At 70.4% G+C, this 14,344-nt stretch carries 11 protein-coding genes; 7 read left to right on the top strand and 4 right to left on the bottom strand.

Features of this window, described 5'->3' with window-relative positions:
* Positions 1–9: 9 nt before the first annotated feature.
* Together SPR02S_RS47720 and SPR02S_RS47715 are read left to right on the top strand one after the other, a co-directional pair.
* A complete protein-coding gene (locus tag SPR02S_RS47720) occupies positions 10–1,947 on the top strand; it encodes an amylo-alpha-1,6-glucosidase (protein WP_019064150.1) in 1,938 nt (645 codons plus the stop codon).
* A gap of 245 nt (positions 1,948–2,192) precedes the next feature.
* On the top strand, positions 2,193–4,463 hold the full coding sequence (locus SPR02S_RS47715; RefSeq protein ID WP_019064149.1) for a sulfatase-like hydrolase/transferase: 2,271 nt from the start codon (positions 2,193–2,195) through the stop codon (positions 4,461–4,463).
* Positions 4,464–4,504: 41 nt separating this feature from the next.
* Here SPR02S_RS47715 and dusB read toward each other — a convergent pair whose 3' ends face one another.
* Positions 4,505–5,719: a tRNA dihydrouridine synthase DusB gene (gene dusB, locus SPR02S_RS47710; protein ID WP_026151544.1), complete on the bottom strand. Its 1,215-nt coding sequence runs from the start codon at positions 5,717–5,719 to the stop codon at positions 4,505–4,507.
* Positions 5,720–5,838: 119 nt separating this feature from the next.
* Between dusB and SPR02S_RS47705 the strand changes: the two genes are divergently transcribed.
* A complete protein-coding gene (locus tag SPR02S_RS47705; RefSeq protein ID WP_026151543.1) occupies positions 5,839–7,284 on the top strand; it encodes an MFS transporter in 1,446 nt (481 codons plus the stop codon).
* An 85-nt stretch (positions 7,285–7,369) separates the two neighbouring features.
* Here SPR02S_RS47705 and SPR02S_RS47700 read toward each other — a convergent pair whose 3' ends face one another.
* Positions 7,370–8,296: a helix-turn-helix transcriptional regulator gene (locus tag SPR02S_RS47700; RefSeq protein ID WP_019064146.1), complete on the bottom strand. Its 927-nt coding sequence runs from the start codon at positions 8,294–8,296 to the stop codon at positions 7,370–7,372.
* Between the two features lie 101 nt (positions 8,297–8,397).
* Between SPR02S_RS47700 and SPR02S_RS47695 the strand changes: the two genes are divergently transcribed.
* The 3 genes from SPR02S_RS47695 (at position 8,398) to SPR02S_RS47685 (ending at position 11,388) form a co-directional block, all read left to right on the top strand.
* On the top strand, positions 8,398–9,825 hold the full coding sequence (locus tag SPR02S_RS47695; RefSeq protein ID WP_019064145.1) for an MFS transporter: 1,428 nt from the start codon (positions 8,398–8,400) through the stop codon (positions 9,823–9,825).
* A 135-nt stretch (positions 9,826–9,960) separates the two neighbouring features.
* On the top strand, positions 9,961–10,167 hold the full coding sequence (locus tag SPR02S_RS47690) for a hypothetical protein (RefSeq protein WP_019064144.1): 207 nt from the start codon (positions 9,961–9,963) through the stop codon (positions 10,165–10,167).
* Between the two features lie 72 nt (positions 10,168–10,239).
* On the top strand, positions 10,240–11,388 hold the full coding sequence (locus tag SPR02S_RS47685; RefSeq protein ID WP_019064143.1) for a serine hydrolase domain-containing protein: 1,149 nt from the start codon (positions 10,240–10,242) through the stop codon (positions 11,386–11,388).
* Positions 11,389–11,454: 66 nt separating this feature from the next.
* On the opposite strand, the gene SPR02S_RS47680 is transcribed toward SPR02S_RS47685, so the two are convergent.
* Complete coding sequence (locus SPR02S_RS47680) at positions 11,455–12,036, bottom strand: TetR/AcrR family transcriptional regulator (protein ID WP_019064142.1); 582 nt, start codon at positions 12,034–12,036, stop codon at positions 11,455–11,457.
* A 26-nt stretch (positions 12,037–12,062) separates the two neighbouring features.
* Complete coding sequence (locus SPR02S_RS47675) at positions 12,063–13,085, bottom strand: aldo/keto reductase (RefSeq protein WP_019064141.1); 1,023 nt, start codon at positions 13,083–13,085, stop codon at positions 12,063–12,065.
* Positions 13,086–13,240: 155 nt separating this feature from the next.
* On the opposite strand from SPR02S_RS47675, the gene SPR02S_RS47670 reads away from it, so the two are divergent.
* Positions 13,241–14,287 (top strand): chitinase, encoded by a 1,047-nt coding sequence (locus SPR02S_RS47670; RefSeq protein ID WP_019064140.1) that lies wholly within the window; start codon positions 13,241–13,243, stop codon positions 14,285–14,287.
* Positions 14,288–14,344 lie beyond the last annotated feature (57 nt).

Raw genomic sequence — 14,344 nt, 5'->3', positions numbered from 1 at the left:
GGACCGGGGATGACGGACCGGCATCATCTGCTCGTGCACGGCGGGACGTTCGCAGCCGTGGGCGACGGCGGGGACATCAGCGGCGTACGGGGCGGCAGTTCCCCGGACGGGTTATTCGTGCGGGACGCGCGGCATCTGAGCCGTTGGCAGTTGACGGTCGACGGCGCGGTGCCGGAGGCGCTGACGCCGGTGGCCGACGGGGACATGGCGCGCTGTGTCCTCGTCCCGCGCGGCGGCCGCCAGGAGCCGCCCGCACACACGCTCTTCCGTGAACAGGCCGTGGGCGACGGCTCGTTCGTCGAATCGCTGAAGGTGACCAGCAACCGTCCGGTGCCGACGACGGTCCGGCTCGCGGTCACCGCGGACGCCGACTTCACCGACCAGTTCGAACTCCGCTCCGACTACCGCACGTACGCGAAGATCGGCGCCACCCGCTCCCGCCAAGTCCTGGAGGACGGCGTGGAGTTCGCCTACCAGCGCGGCGAGTGGCGTTCTTGTACGACGGTCACGGCCGAGCCCGCCCCCGACGGCGTCGAGGAGACCGGCACCGGCGCCCGCCGCATGGTGTGGACCCTGGACCTGGAGCCGCACGGCACCGCCGAGTTGGCGCTGCGCGTGATGGCCCGCCCGCACGGCGACAAGCGCGCCCGGCGGGTACCGCGCTCACCGGCCGCCCTGAACGACCAACTCATCGCCCTGGAGGGCGAGTACGTCCAGGGCGTCTCCTTCCCCACCGGCTGGCCGGAGTTGGCCGCCGCCTGCGCCCGGGGCCTGTCGGACCTGGCCTCGCTCCAGGTCCCGGCGACGGGTCCCGACGGCGAGGAGCTGCGCGTACCGGCGGCGGGGGCACCGTGGTTCCTGACCCTGCTGGGCCGGGACGCGCTCCTCACGTCCCTCTTCGCTCTCCCGTACCGCCCCCAACTCGCCGCCGCCACACTCCCGGCGCTCGCCGCGACGCAGGCGACGGCGGTGGGCGCGGAGTCGGTGTCGCAGCCCGGCAAGATCGTGCACGAGGTGCGGCACGGCGAGTTGGCGCACTTCGGGCAGGTGCCGTACGGGCGTTACTACGGCTCGGTGGACGCGACGCCGCTGTTCCTGGTGCTGCTCGGCGCGTATGTGGAGCAGACCGGCGACACGACTCTGGCCCGGCGCCTGGAGCCCAACGCCCGCGCGGCGATCGGCTGGATGCTCGACCACGGCGGCCTGACCTCGCGCGGCTACCTGGTGTACCGCGCCGACCAGGGCGGCCTGGCCAACCAGAACTGGAAGGACTCCCCCGGCGCGATCTGCGGCGCCGACGGCACGCGGGCGAGCGGTCCGGTGATGGCGGCGGGGGCGCAGGGTTACGCGTACGACGCGCTGCGCCGCACGGCCCAACTCGCCCGCACGGTATGGGAGGACGAGACGTACGCGGCCCTTCTGGAGCAGGCGGCGTCCGATCTGCGGGACCGTTTCCAGCGGGACTTCTGGATGCGGGAGCACTCCTTCCCGGCGCTGGCGCTGGACGGCGAGGGCCGGCAGGTGGACGCGCTGGCGTCGGACGCGGGCCATCTGCTCTGGTCCGGTCTCCTCGACAAGGAGTACGGCGAGCTGGTGGGCCGCAGGCTGCTGGCACCGGACTTCTTCTCGGGCTGGGGCGTCCGCACGCTGGCCTCGGGCCAAGCCGCGTACCACCCGTTGTCGTACCACCGGGGTTCGGTCTGGCCGCACGACAACGCGCTGATCACGCTCGGCCTGGCCCGCTACGGCCTGCACGACGAGGCCCGTACGGTCGCGCACGCGCTGGTCGACGCGGCGACGGCGACCGGCCACCGCCTCCCGGAGGTCCTCGCGGGCTACGGCCGCGACACCCACCCGGAGCCGGTTCCGTACCCGCACGCGTGTGTGCGGGAGTCCCGTTCGGCGGCGGCTCCTTTGGCGCTGCTCACGGCGGTAGGGGGCGCGTGACGCAACGGTGATAAGCCGTTTGCCGGGTGTTTGCCCAGTTCCGTGAACAGGGGCCCGAGGCAATTCGTACGGAAGAGCGGCGGTCCTGCCTCCCCAGTCGGACCGCCCCTCCACTCCGATCACGGGCCTCGCACGGAAGGACCTTCGGGTTGCCTCAGCACACGAGCACGCGCAAGACACCGAACACGGCGGGGGCCTCCGGCGGTTCCGCGGATACCGGCACCGGGGTCAATTCCGTTGCGGGAGTGGGGATTTCGGCGGCCGGCTCGGACTCGGGTGAGGTCGATCCGGCCCCGGAGACAGAAGCCGCCAACCCGGGCGCCAAGAGCGAGGCCGAGTCCGGGACTGGTACCGCTACGGCCGCTGCCACTGAAACCGACAGCGCTTCTCCCTCCGCTGAGACCGAGCGCGCCGGGGACACCACGTCCGAAGCCCCGGCGAAGGCCGCGCCCCAAGCCGGGTCCGACCCCGTGTCCGACGCCATGGCGCCCCGCACCGCCGACGAAGCCGAGCCCACCGAGGCCGCAGGCTCCCAAGCCCCTGGCTCCGAGGCCGGCGCTTCTCCCTCCGCCGCGGAGACCGAGCAGGCCGAGAACACCGCTTCCGACCAGGCCGTAGGAACTCGATCCGAAGCTCCGGCGAAGGCCAGGCCCGAAGGCGCGTCCGACACGGCGGAGCCCGGCACCGAGGTTTCTGACGCCCCCGAGGAGACCACCGCGTCCGCCCCGGACACGGAAACGAACCCGGAAGCCGACGCCGAACCTGAAGCCGACGCCGCCGCCGGCACCACCCCCCGCCCCACTCGCCCCGCCCCCCGCTCCTGGAGCAGTCGGCTCGGTCTGCGCCGTCGGATACAGGCCTGGCGGGAGAAGCATCCCGTCGCCGCTCGCGTGCTCTCCTGGACCCTTACCGTCCTCGCCGCCGTCCTCGTCTACGTCTGTCTGCAGATGCCGACGACGTTGAACAGCCTGAAGCCGACCCAGTTCATGCGGCTTCCGGCGGAGGCGATCCTGGGGGCTGTCGTGCTGGTCAGCCTGCCGCGGCGGCCGCGGATCGTGCTGGCGGCGTGCTCCGGTGCTCTCGCCGCCGTCGTGGCGATCCTGAACATGCTCGACATGGGGTTCAACGAATACCTGGGCCGGGGCTTCAACGTCATCCTGGACTGGAGCCTGTTCGGCGACGCCCAGAGCTATCTCAAGGACACGCTCGGCGGACCGGCCACCTCCGGCATCACCGTCGGCCTGATCCTCTTCGTCCTGCTGCTGATCGTCCTGGTCGCGCTGGCCACGGTCCGGCTCGGCAACCTGCTCGCCGCGCACAAGGCCGGCTCGTCCCGGGGCGCGCTGATCGCCGGCACCGTCTGGATCACCTGCACGGCGTTCGGCCTCCAGCTCTCCGGCGTGCCGCTCGCCGCCGACCACGCCGCCGCGGTCGTCAAGCTCAGGACCGTGGCGATCCGCAACACCCTGCGCGACGAGGCCGAGTTCAAGAAGGTCGCCAAGGTCGACGCCTTCGGCAACACCCCGGGCAGCCAGCTCCTCCCCGACCTGCGCGGCAAGGACATGATCTTCACCTTCATCGAGAGCTACGGCCGTAGCGCGATCGAGGACCCGATCATGGCGCCCGGTGTCGACGAGACCCTCGCCGCCGACACCAGGGCCCTGTCGAAGGCGGGCTTCGCCGCGAAGAGCGGCTGGCTGACCTCGGCGACCTACGGCGGCAGCAGCTGGCTCGGCCACTCCACCACCATGTCGGGCCTGTGGGTCAACAACCAGCAGCGCTACCGCACGGTGATGGCCAGCGACCACCTGAGCCTGACCGACGCCTTCAAGAAGACCGGCGACTACGACACCGTCGGCGTGATGCCGGGCATCCAGAAGGGCTGGCCCGAGCAGAGCTTCTATGGCCTCGACAAGGTCTACAACGCCTTCCAACTCGGGTACCAGGGACCGAAGTTCAGCTGGTCGACGATGCCCGACCAGTACGCGCTGGAGCAGTTCCAGAAGCAGGTCCACAGCAAGCCGCGCACCGACGGCAAGGCGCTGATGTCGCTGCTGATCCTGACCTCCAGCCACCAGCCCTGGGCGCCGATCCCGAAGCTCGTCCCGTGGGACCAGCTGGGCAACGGTTCGATCTTCGACGCGATCCAGAAGGCCGGCAACAAGGCGTCCGACGTCATCGCCGACTCCACCAAGTCCCGCGAGGAGTACGGCAAGTCGATCCAGTACTCGGTGAACTCCCTCACCCAGTGGCTGGAGCGCTACGGCAACGACAACACCGTGCTCGTCTTCCTCGGCGACCACCAGCCCATCGCCCGGGTCAGCGGCAGCCACGCCAGCCGTGACGTCCCGATCTCGATCGTCGCCAAGGACCCCAAAGTCCTTGCGAAGGTGGACAGTTGGAACTGGACCGACGGCCTGCGCCCCGCGCACGACGCCCCGGTGTGGAAGATGAGCGCCTTCCGCGACAAGTTCCTCACGGCGTACGGCTCGACGCCCCACCCGAAGACGAACTAGAGCAGCCGAAGAGGAGGAACTGGGCGCCTGCCCAAGGGGGTTCAGCCCCCGGACGTGTCCAGTTCCGCGTCCTCGCCGATTCCCGCGCAGTCGTACGGGTCCTTCAGCCAACCGTCCGGCAACACCACCCTGTTGTTGCCGGACGTACGGCCGCGGGGCCCGTCCGCGCCCACCGGCCAGGGCTGGTCGAGGTCCAACTCGTCGAGCCCGGACCGGAGTTCCTCCAGCGAGGATGTGATCGCGAGGCGCTTGCGCATCTCGCTGCCGACCGCGAAGCCCTTCAGATACCAGGCGACGTGCTTGCGGAAGTCGATGACACCGCGCGCCTCGTCCCCGATCCACTCACCGAGCAGGGTCGCGTGCCGCACCATGACATCGGCGACCTCGCGCAACGACGGCTCCAGACTGCATCCATCAGCGCCTCCGGCGCGGGCCTGTTCACGCCCCTCGAAGGCCGCCACGAGGTCGGCGAACAGCCACGGCCGCCCGAGGCACCCGCGCCCGACCACGACCCCGTCGCACCCGGTCTCCCGCACCATCCGCAGCGCGTCCTGCGCCGACCAGATGTCGCCGTTGCCGAGCACGGGGATCTCCGGCACATGCTCCTTCAGCCGTGCGATCGCGTCCCAGTCCGCCGTACCGCCGTAGTGCTGGGCAGCCGTGCGCCCGTGCAGCGCGATGGACGTGACGCCCTCCTCGACGGCGATGCGGCCGGCGTCGAGGAAGGTGATGTGGTCGTCGTCGATGCCCTTGCGCATCTTCATCGTGACGGGCAGGTCACCGGCCCCGCTGACGGCCTCCTTCAGGATCGCCCGCAGCAGGTTCCGCTTGTACGGCAGCGCGGAGCCGCCGCCCTTGCGGGTCACCTTCGGCACGGGGCAGCCGAAGTTGAGGTCGATGTGGTCGGCGAGCCCCTCCTCCGCGATCATGCGGACGGCCTTGCCGACGGTCGCCGGGTCGACGCCGTACAGCTGGATCGAGCGAGGCTTCTCGGTCTCGTCGAAACGGATCAGCTGCATGGTCTTGTCGTTGCGCTCGACCAGCGCCCGGGTCGTGATCATCTCGCTCACGAACAGGCCCTTGCCGCCGCTGAACTCCCTGCACAGGGTGCGGAAGGGCGCGTTGGTGATCCCGGCCATGGGGGCCAGGACGACGGGCGGCGCGACGGTGTGCGGGCCGACCTGCAAAGGAGTCACAGTCGTGGTCGCAGCCGGGGGCACGGGCGGGGAGACAGGCGCGGAAACGGGCGTGGACATTGCTCCATTGTCCCGCACCGCTCCCGGTGCCCGACCCCACCCGGCGCCCTCACCCTGCCCAGGATCATGTATCGGTAATTAGTTAGCCGCACTATCGAGTTTGGCGTACGATGGTGCGCATGCCCGAGCTCAGCCACCGCCGCCGACAGCTGGTGCTCGCGATCTGCTGCATGAGCCTGCTGATCGTGAGCCTGGACGTGACCATCCTGAACGTCGCACTGCCCGCGATGCAGACCGACCTGCACGCCTCGACCTCCGGTCTGCAGTGGACGATCGACGCGTACACCCTGGTCCTGGCCTCCCTGCTGATGCTGGCGGGCTCCACCGCCGACCGCATCGGCCGCAAGCGGGTCTTCATCGCCGGACTGGTGGTCTTCAGCCTCGGCTCACTGCTCTGCTCCCTCGCGCCCGATCTGGACGCGCTGATCTGGTTCCGCATGATCCAGGCGGTCGGCGGCTCGATGCTCAACCCGGTCGCCATGTCGATCATCACCAACACCTTCACCGAGCCGCGCGAGCGGGCCCGGGCGATCGGTGTGTGGGGCGCGGTGGTCGGCATATCGATGGCCGCAGGGCCGCTGATCGGCGGGCTGCTCGTGGACTCGGTCGGCTGGCGCTCGATCTTCTGGATCAACCTGCCGGTCGGCCTGGCCGCGCTGCTGCTCACGCTGAAGTTCATCCCCGAGTCCCGCGCGCCCAAGGCCCGCCGTGCCGACCCGGTCGGCCAGCTCATGGTGATCGCCCTGTTCGGCTCCCTGACGTACGCGATCATCGAGGCGCCGGAGTCCGGGTTCACCTCGATCATGCCCTTCGCGGTGCTCGCGCTGGCCGCCCTCGCCGGGCTCCTCTGGTACGAGCCGCGGCGCGACGAACCCCTCATCGACCTGCGGTTCTTCCGTTCGGCGCCGTTCAGTGGGGCGACGGTGATCGCGATCAGCGCGTTCTCGGCGCTGGGCGGCTTCCTGTTCCTGTCCACGCTGTATCTGCAGAACGTGGTGGGGCTTGACGCGCTGCACGCCGGTCTGTGGATGCTGCCGATGGCTGTGCCCACGTTCCTGTGCGCGCCGATCTCGGGGCGGCTGGTCGGTAGTCGGGGGCCGCGCATATCGCTGCTGATCGCGGGGACGGCGATGACTGCCAGTGCGGTGCTGTTTGCCGGGTTCGAGGCGGAGACGTCCGAGGTTTCGCGGTTCATCGGGTACGCGTTGTTCGGGATCGGGTTCGGGTTTGTGAACGCACCTATCACCAACACGGCGGTGTCCGGGATGCCTCGGGCTCAAGCGGGGGTTGCGGCGGCCGTTGCTTCGACGAGTCGGCAGTTGGGGCAGACGCTCGGGGTTGCCGTGGTGGGGGCGGTGTTGGCTTCCGGGGTGGTGGCGTCGTCGTACAAGGAGACGTTTGTGTCTGCTGCTCGGCCCGGGTGGTGGATCTTGGTGGCGTGCGGGCTTGCGGTGCTGGTGCTGGGGGCGGTTACCAGTGGGGCTTGGGCTCGGCGGACCGCTGAGCGTACGGCTGACAAGTTGTCGTCCGTTGAAGTACGCGAGGCTGCGGGTATTAGCGCTTAGTTTCGCGGCTGCAGGCGCGTGGGGGCTGGTCGCGCCCGCGCGGCGGTAGCCGCACATCAGATACAGCCCCGCGCCCCTGCGTATCTCACCTCGCCTGTCCTATCTCGTGCAGCTTCTCCAGGCGCTCTCTCGACTCCTCGTCCGCGGGAGCGTACGTCACCATCCTCGGTCCCCTCGCCGGGCCCAGCCACAGGTCTGTGTGGTCGACGGTGATGCGGCCCACGTGGGTGTTGCGGAACTCCTTGCGGCGGGGGCTGGCGCCCATGACCTCGTGGCGGTCCCAGACCTCGCAGAACTCGGGGGACTTGCGCAGGCGCTTGAGGAGGGTCTTCCAGGTGGGGTCGGCGAGGTGGTCGGCCATCGAGCCGCGGAAGCGGGCGGCCATGAGGCGCTGGCTCTTCTCCAGGTGCACGATCGACGACTGCCACTCCTCGTGCGTGTAGGCGAGGATCATGCAGTTGCGGTCCTCGGGCGGTACCGCGTCCAGGTCGCAGAGCAGCATCCCGTAGGTGCGGTTGTAGGCGAGGATGTCGTACCTGCTGTTCTGCAGACAGGCCGGGATCGGGTCCAGTTGGTCGAGCATCGCCTGCAGGGCGGGCGTGACGACCGCGCAGCTGGTGGCCGGTTGCGGGTCGATCGCACCGGCCAGCTGGAAGAGGTGGGAGCGTTCGCTGCTGTCCAGGAGCAGGGTGCGGGCGAGGGCGTCGAGGACCTGTACCGAGACCTGGATGTCCCGGGCCTGTTCGAGCCACGTGTACCAGGTGACCCCGACCGCGGCGAGCTGCGCGACCTCCTCGCGGCGCAGGCCGGGAGTGCGGCGGCGAGTGCCGCGTGGCAGGCCGACCTGCTCGGGGGTGATGTGCTCCCGGCGGTGGCGCAGGAAGGCGGCCAGCTCATGCCGCCGAACCGTGGACGCGGTCTGCGGAGCGACCGCCACATCAGCCACGGCCCCCGTCACTGCCGCCCCCGCGACCGCCGCCCCCGTCACCGTCTCCTGTGCCATCGTCGTCATCACCCCAGTCTGCCGCTGCGCGGAGCCTGTTTCCAGGTAGTCCTGCTACCAGGATAAGGACACTCTGGTACCAGTCTCACGGGAGGCGCACGCTCGTCAGCGTGACCGAAACCATCGCTTCCCGCACCGTCAGGTCCCCGGCGGCGGCACCCGTGCTCAGCGGCCTCGGACTGTTCACGGTGCTCCTGGCCGCGGCGCTGCCCCTCATCGACTTCTTCATCGTGAACGTGGCCCTGCCGACCATCGGCAAGGACCTCTCGGCGAGCGAGGCCGTCCTCGAACTCGTCGTCGCCGGCTACGGAGTCTCGTACGCCGTGCTGCTCGTCCTCGGCGGACGGCTCGGCGACCTGTTCGGGCGCCGTCGGCTGTTCCTGGGCGGGATGGCCGCGTTCGGCGTCACCTCGCTCGCGTGCGGGCTCGCGCCCACCGCCTGGACGCTGGTCGCCGCGCGGATCGCACAGGGCGCGGCATCCGCGGCGATGCTCCCGCAGGTCCTCGCCACCATCCAGTCCGCGACCCAGGGCCCGCGCCGCGCCAAGGCGATGGGTCTGTACGGCGCGACCGCCGGCCTCGCCATGGTGGCCGGCCAGATCCTCGGCGGTGTCCTGGTCGCGGCCGACATCGCCGGTACCGGCTGGCGCGCGGTGTTCCTGGTGAACGTGCCGGTCGTCGTCATCGGACTGTTCCTGGCCGCCAAGGTCGTACCGGAGACGCGTTCCCAGCACCCGGAGCCGGTGGACGTCCCCGGCACCTTCCTGCTCGGCGCGTCCCTGCTGGCGCTGCTGGTGCCGCTGACCGAGGGCCGGGCGGCGGGCTGGCCGCTGTGGACGTGGCTGTCGCTGGCCGCGTTCCCGGGGCTCGCGTCGGCGTTCTACGCCGTGGAGCGCAGGGCCGACCGGCAGGGCCGTACGCCGCTGGTGCCGCCGAGTCTGCTGGCGCTGACCTCGCTCAGGCGCGGTCTGGTGATGATCCTGCCGTTCGCGATCGGCTTCAGCGGGTTCATGTTCGTGATCGCGGTGGCGTTGCAGAGCGGCGCGGGTCTCGGCCCGGTCGCCGCGGGTCTCGCGCTGGTCCCGCTCGCGGTGACCTTCTTCCTCGCCTCGCTCGCCGGGCCGCGTCTGGTGGCCCGGTACGGCACGCGGGTCGTGACGGCGGGTTCGGTCATCCAGGCGGTGGGGCTCGGCCTGATCGTGCTGGCCGTGTGGCGCTCCTGGCCGCACCTCGGGTTCGTCGAACTGCTCCCGGGCGCCGCGGTCGCCGGTGCCGGTCAGGCGCTCCAACTCCCCATCATCTTCCGGATCATCCTGTCCGAGGTCCCGGCCGCCCGTGCCGGTGTGGGCGCCGGGGTCATGGTCACCACCCAGCAGTCCGCGCTGGCACTGGGCGTGGCCACGCTCGGCACCCTCTTCCTGTCGCTGATCCCGGGCATGGGCATGCGCGACGCCCTGGCGATCACCCTGCTCGCGCAGTTGGCGGGGGTCGTGCTGACCGGGCTGCTCAGCCTGCGGCTCCCGCGCACCATCGGGTGACATATCGGACGACGTGCCGGACGAGACCCGGGATGTCATGTTCACAGCTTGGACAACTCGGCGTGAATTGAGCCCTGTTGATGTTGGTCTTGCTGCACACTCCTTGCCGGAGACTCCTGAACGGAGGCGAGGCGCATGTTGCAGATCAACACGAGCAAAGTGAGCCGCTGGGACCAGCACGGGCGGGAACATGTCGTCCGCGTGCAGCGCAAGGGCGCGCAGCGCACGATCGTGTGCGACACCTGCGGCTGGAAGAAGAACGCTCAGTTCCTGCCCTGGCTGAAGGCGGAGGAACATCTGGCCGAGGAGCATCAGGCGACGGTGGACCCGTCCGCCGACTGACCGGGGAGCGATGAGTTCGGGAGGCGAGGAGAGTCGTATCCGATACGACTCCCCGGACCGGAAGGCCGACCGATGAGCTCTCTCCACGACACCCTGCGGCGACGCGTCGACGACGGCACCGTGCCGGGGGCGGTGGGCCTGGTGGCCCGCGGCGACGACGTCGAGGTGGTCGCCGTCGGCTCCGTCGACGCCGAAGGCACCGCCCCGATGGCCCGCGACTCGATCTTCCGGATCGCCTCGGTCAGCAAGCCGGTCACGGCGGCGGCGGTGCTGGCGCTGGTGGAGGACGGGCGGCTCGCGCTGGACGCCCCGGTGGCGGAGTGGCTGCCGGAGCTGGCGAAGCCGACGGTGGTCCGCACCCCGTCCTCGCCGGTCGACGACGTGGTCCCGGCGGACCGCCCCGTCACCGTCGAGGACCTGCTGAGTTTCCGGGCCGGCTGGGGCTTCCCGGACGACTTCTTCCTGCCGGCCGTCCAGGCGCTGCTCGCGTTCCAGCAGGACGGCCGCGCGCCCTACCTCCAGCCAGGACCCGACGAGTGGCTCGCCGCCCTGTCCCGGATCCCGATGGTGCGCCGGCCGGGCGCCGCGTGGCTCTACAACACCTGCTCGGACCTCCAGGGCGTCCTGGTCGCCCGCGCCTCGGGCTCGTCGTTCCCCGACTTCCTGGCGGAGCGGTTCTTCGGGCCGCTGGGGATGACGGACACGGCGTTCGCGGTGCCGGAGTCGAAGCGGGCCCGCTTCACCACCGCCTACACCCCGGGCGAGCTGGGCACCCTGGAGCGGGCCGACACCCCGGACGGCGGCTTCAGCCGGCCCCCGGCCTTCCCCTCGGGCGCCGGTGGCCTGGTCTCGACGGCCGACGACCTGCTGGCCTTCGGCCGCATGCTCGCGAACGCCGGCGCGGCACCGGACGGCACCCCGGTTCTCTCCCCCACCTCCGTGAGCCGCATGACCACCAACCACCTCACCGCCGCCCAGCGCGAGGCCGCCACCCTCTTCCTGGAGGGCCAGGGCTGGGGCTACGGCGGCCAGGTCGACGTCGCTCCGGTCGACCCGTGGAACGTCCCCGGCCGCTACGGCTGGGTCGGCGGCACCGGCACGACGGCCCACGTGGTCCCGCCCACGGGCACGGTGACGGTCCTGCTGACCCAGGTGGCGATGACCAGCCCGACACCGACACCGCTGATGCGGGAGTTCTGGGGGTGCGCGGCGGGGCACTGATCCTCTCGGCCGACCTGCTCCCCGGCCCTCACCATCAAGGTGAACCGGCAGGAGCCCACGGCCGGTTCACCGCAACCCGCGCACCAACAACTCCACCATCGCCTCGAACTCCCCCTCCACGCCCGGCTTCAGCCACTCCCGCGCGTACGACGGGTCGTGGAAGCGGCCCGTCGCCTGGAACACCACACGGGCGGCGACGGCCGGGTCGGCGACCGTGAAGGCACCGCTCTCGACGCCCGCGCGCACGATCTCCGTCAGCTGGTCGGTGAGTTCGTCGATGTGGTCGCTGACCGCCTCGCCCGCCTCCTCGGCGAGGACCGAGTAGGTGGCGAACAGCTCGGGATCGCCGCCGGCCTTCTTCCGCTTGGCCTCGAACAACCCCGCCAGCCAGTGCCGCAGCCGGGTCTCCGGGTCGTGGTCCTCCGTCACGAAACGGGCCAACGTCTGCGAAGTCCGGTCCAGCCAGCGCTTGGTGACCGCCTCGCGCAGGGTGGCCTTCGTGCGGAAGTGCCGGTAGACGGTGCCATGGCTGACGCCGAGCGCGCGGGCCACGTCCACCACGGTGGCCTTCGCCGGGCCGTGGCGGCGCAGCACCTCCTCGGTCGCTTCGAGGATGCGCTCGGCGGTCAGGGTCTCGCTCGGTGCCATGACGAAGACCGTACCCGCAGGCCGGATCAGTGCTCGCTGTCGAGGTGCGCCATCATCGCCGACGGGTAGCGGTCGCCCACCGCCGAGTCCGCCGGTACGGTCGCCTCGATCGCCGCCAGATCCGCCGCGTCCAGTACGACGTCCAGCGCGCCCAGCGACTCGGTCAGCCGCTCCCGGGTGCGGGCGCCGACCAGCGGGACGATGACCGTGTTGTGTCGCCGACCCTGCGACAGCACCCAGGCGATGGCGAGTTGGGCGACGGAGACGCCCTTCTGCTCGGCGAGCTTCCGCAACTGCTCGACCAGGGTCAGGTTGTGCTGGAGGTTCTCGCCCTGGAAGCGCGGCGAGTGCGCCCGGAAGTCGCTCGCGCCGAGCTGCCGGTCGGTCGTGAAGTGCCCGGAGATCAGTCCCCGGGACAGCACGCCGTACGCGGTGACGGCGATGCCCAGCTCGCGGGTGACCGGCAGGATCCGGTCCTCGATGCCGCGCGTGATCAGCGCGTACTCCAGCTGCACATCCGCGATCGGCGCGGTCGCGGCGGCCCGGCGGATCGTGTCGGCGCCGACCTCACTGAGGCCGATGTGCCGGACGTAGCCCTGCTCGACCAGCTCGGCGATCGCGCCGACCGTCTCCTCGATCGGTACGTCGGCATCGACGCGGGCGATCCGGTAGACGTCGATGTGGTCGACGCCGAGGCGCTGGAGGGAGTACGCGGCGAAGTTCTTGACCGCGGCGGGCCTGCCGTCGTAGCCGAACCAGCCGCCGCCAGGACCGCGCAGCGCCCCGAACTTCACGCTGGTGAGCGCCTGTTCGCGGCGGGCGGCGGGGGCGGTGCGCAGGGCCTCGCCGATCAGCAGCTCGTTGTGGCCCATGGCGTAGAAGTCGCCGGTGTCGAGGAGCGTGACGCCCGCTTCGAGGGCGGCGTGGATGGTGGCGATGGACTCCGTGCGGTCGGCGTCGCCGTACAGCGCGGACATGCCCATGCAGCCGAGGCCGAGGGCGGAGACCCGGGGGCCGTTGGTTCCGAGTGTGCGCGTGGGGATCGTCATGCATGCCACCTTGGCATGACAGCTGACAGATTTCAATATCTGTCATTCCATACTTGTCAGCACGGTCGGCCGGTACGGACCTCTTGACGAAAGGTCTGGACCACGCGCACTGTCATGCCTACGACACCTCACCGCACCCCCACCGGGAGGCCCGTATGCTCCGCCATGCCCTGCGCCTGCTCGCCGCCGCCCTGACGACGGCCTGTCTCGCCCAACTCCCCATCGCCGGGGCCGCGTCCGCGGCCGACACCTGCGCCGTGAAGTCCCGTCCGGCCGGCAAGGTCCTCCAGGGCTACTGGGAGAACTGGGACGGCTCCGCCAACGGCGTCCACCCGCCCTTCGGCTGGACCCCGATCACCAACTCCGCGATCGCCACCCACGGTTACAACGTGATCAACGCGGCCTTCCCGGTCATCCGTTCCGACGGAACGGCCCTGTGGGAGGACGGCATGGACGCGGGCGTGAAGGTTGCGACGCCCGCCGAGATGTGCGCGGCGAAGGCCTCCGGCCAGACGATCCTGATGTCGATCGGCGGCGCGGCCGCGGGCATCGACCTCAGCTCGTCCACGGTCGCCGACAAGTTCGTCTCGACGATCGTGCCGATCCTGAAGAAGTACAACTTCGACGGCATCGACATAGACATCGAGACGGGCCTGGTCGGCAGCGGAAACATCGGCCAACTCTCCACGTCCCAGGCCAACTTGATCCGCATCATCGACGGCATCCTCGCCCAGATGCCGGCCGGCTTCGGCCTGACGATGGCCCCGGAGACCGCGTACGTCACCGGCGGCAGCATCACGTACGGCTCGATCTGGGGCGCGTATCTCCCGATCGTGAAGAAGTACGCGGACAACGGCCGCCTGTGGTGGCTCAACATGCAGTACTACAACGGCAGCATGTACGGCTGCTCCGGCGACTCGTACTCGGCGGGCACCGTCGCGGGCTTCACCGCCCAGACCGACTGCCTCAACAAGGGCCTGGTCGTGCAGGGTACGACGATCAAGGTCCCCTACGACAAGCAGGTCCCGGGCCTGCCCGCCCAGTCGGGCGCGGGCGGCGGCTACATGTCACCGTCCCTGGTCTCCCAGGCGTGGAAGCACTACGGCACGAGCCTCAAGGGCCTGATGGCCTGGTCCATCAACTGGGACGGCTCGAAGAACTGGACGTTCGGCGACAACGTCAAGGCCCTGCAAGGGCGTTGAGCACCAAGGGGTTGGCACCAAAACGCCGGACGGGCACATTCAGCCCGTCCGGCGTTT

Source organism: Streptomyces prunicolor NBRC 13075, assembly GCF_000367365.1.
Lineage (GTDB): Bacteria > Actinomycetota > Actinomycetes > Streptomycetales > Streptomycetaceae > Streptomyces > Streptomyces prunicolor.
This window is presented reverse-complemented; position numbering and strand designations above follow the sequence as displayed.

Excerpts from the sequence above, each read along its gene's own strand:
- SPR02S_RS47705 (WP_026151543.1), top strand. The coding sequence starts at position 5,839 with ATGCCCGAGCTCAGCCACCGCCGCCGACAGCTGGTGCTCGCGATCTGC.
- SPR02S_RS47690 (WP_019064144.1), top strand. The coding sequence starts at position 9,961 with ATGTTGCAGATCAACACGAGCAAAGTGAGCCGCTGGGACCAGCACGGG.
- SPR02S_RS47670 (WP_019064140.1), top strand. The coding sequence starts at position 13,241 with ATGCTCCGCCATGCCCTGCGCCTGCTCGCCGCCGCCCTGACGACGGCC.
- SPR02S_RS47680 (WP_019064142.1), bottom strand. The coding sequence starts at position 12,036 with ATGGCACCGAGCGAGACCCTGACCGCCGAGCGCATCCTCGAAGCGACC.
- SPR02S_RS47700 (WP_019064146.1), bottom strand. The coding sequence starts at position 8,296 with ATGACGACGATGGCACAGGAGACGGTGACGGGGGCGGCGGTCGCGGGG.
- SPR02S_RS47675 (WP_019064141.1), bottom strand. The coding sequence starts at position 13,085 with ATGACGATCCCCACGCGCACACTCGGAACCAACGGCCCCCGGGTCTCC.
- dusB (WP_026151544.1), bottom strand. The coding sequence starts at position 5,719 with ATGTCCACGCCCGTTTCCGCGCCTGTCTCCCCGCCCGTGCCCCCGGCT.
- SPR02S_RS47720 (WP_019064150.1), top strand. The coding sequence starts at position 10 with ATGACGGACCGGCATCATCTGCTCGTGCACGGCGGGACGTTCGCAGCC.
- SPR02S_RS47685 (WP_019064143.1), top strand. The coding sequence starts at position 10,240 with ATGAGCTCTCTCCACGACACCCTGCGGCGACGCGTCGACGACGGCACC.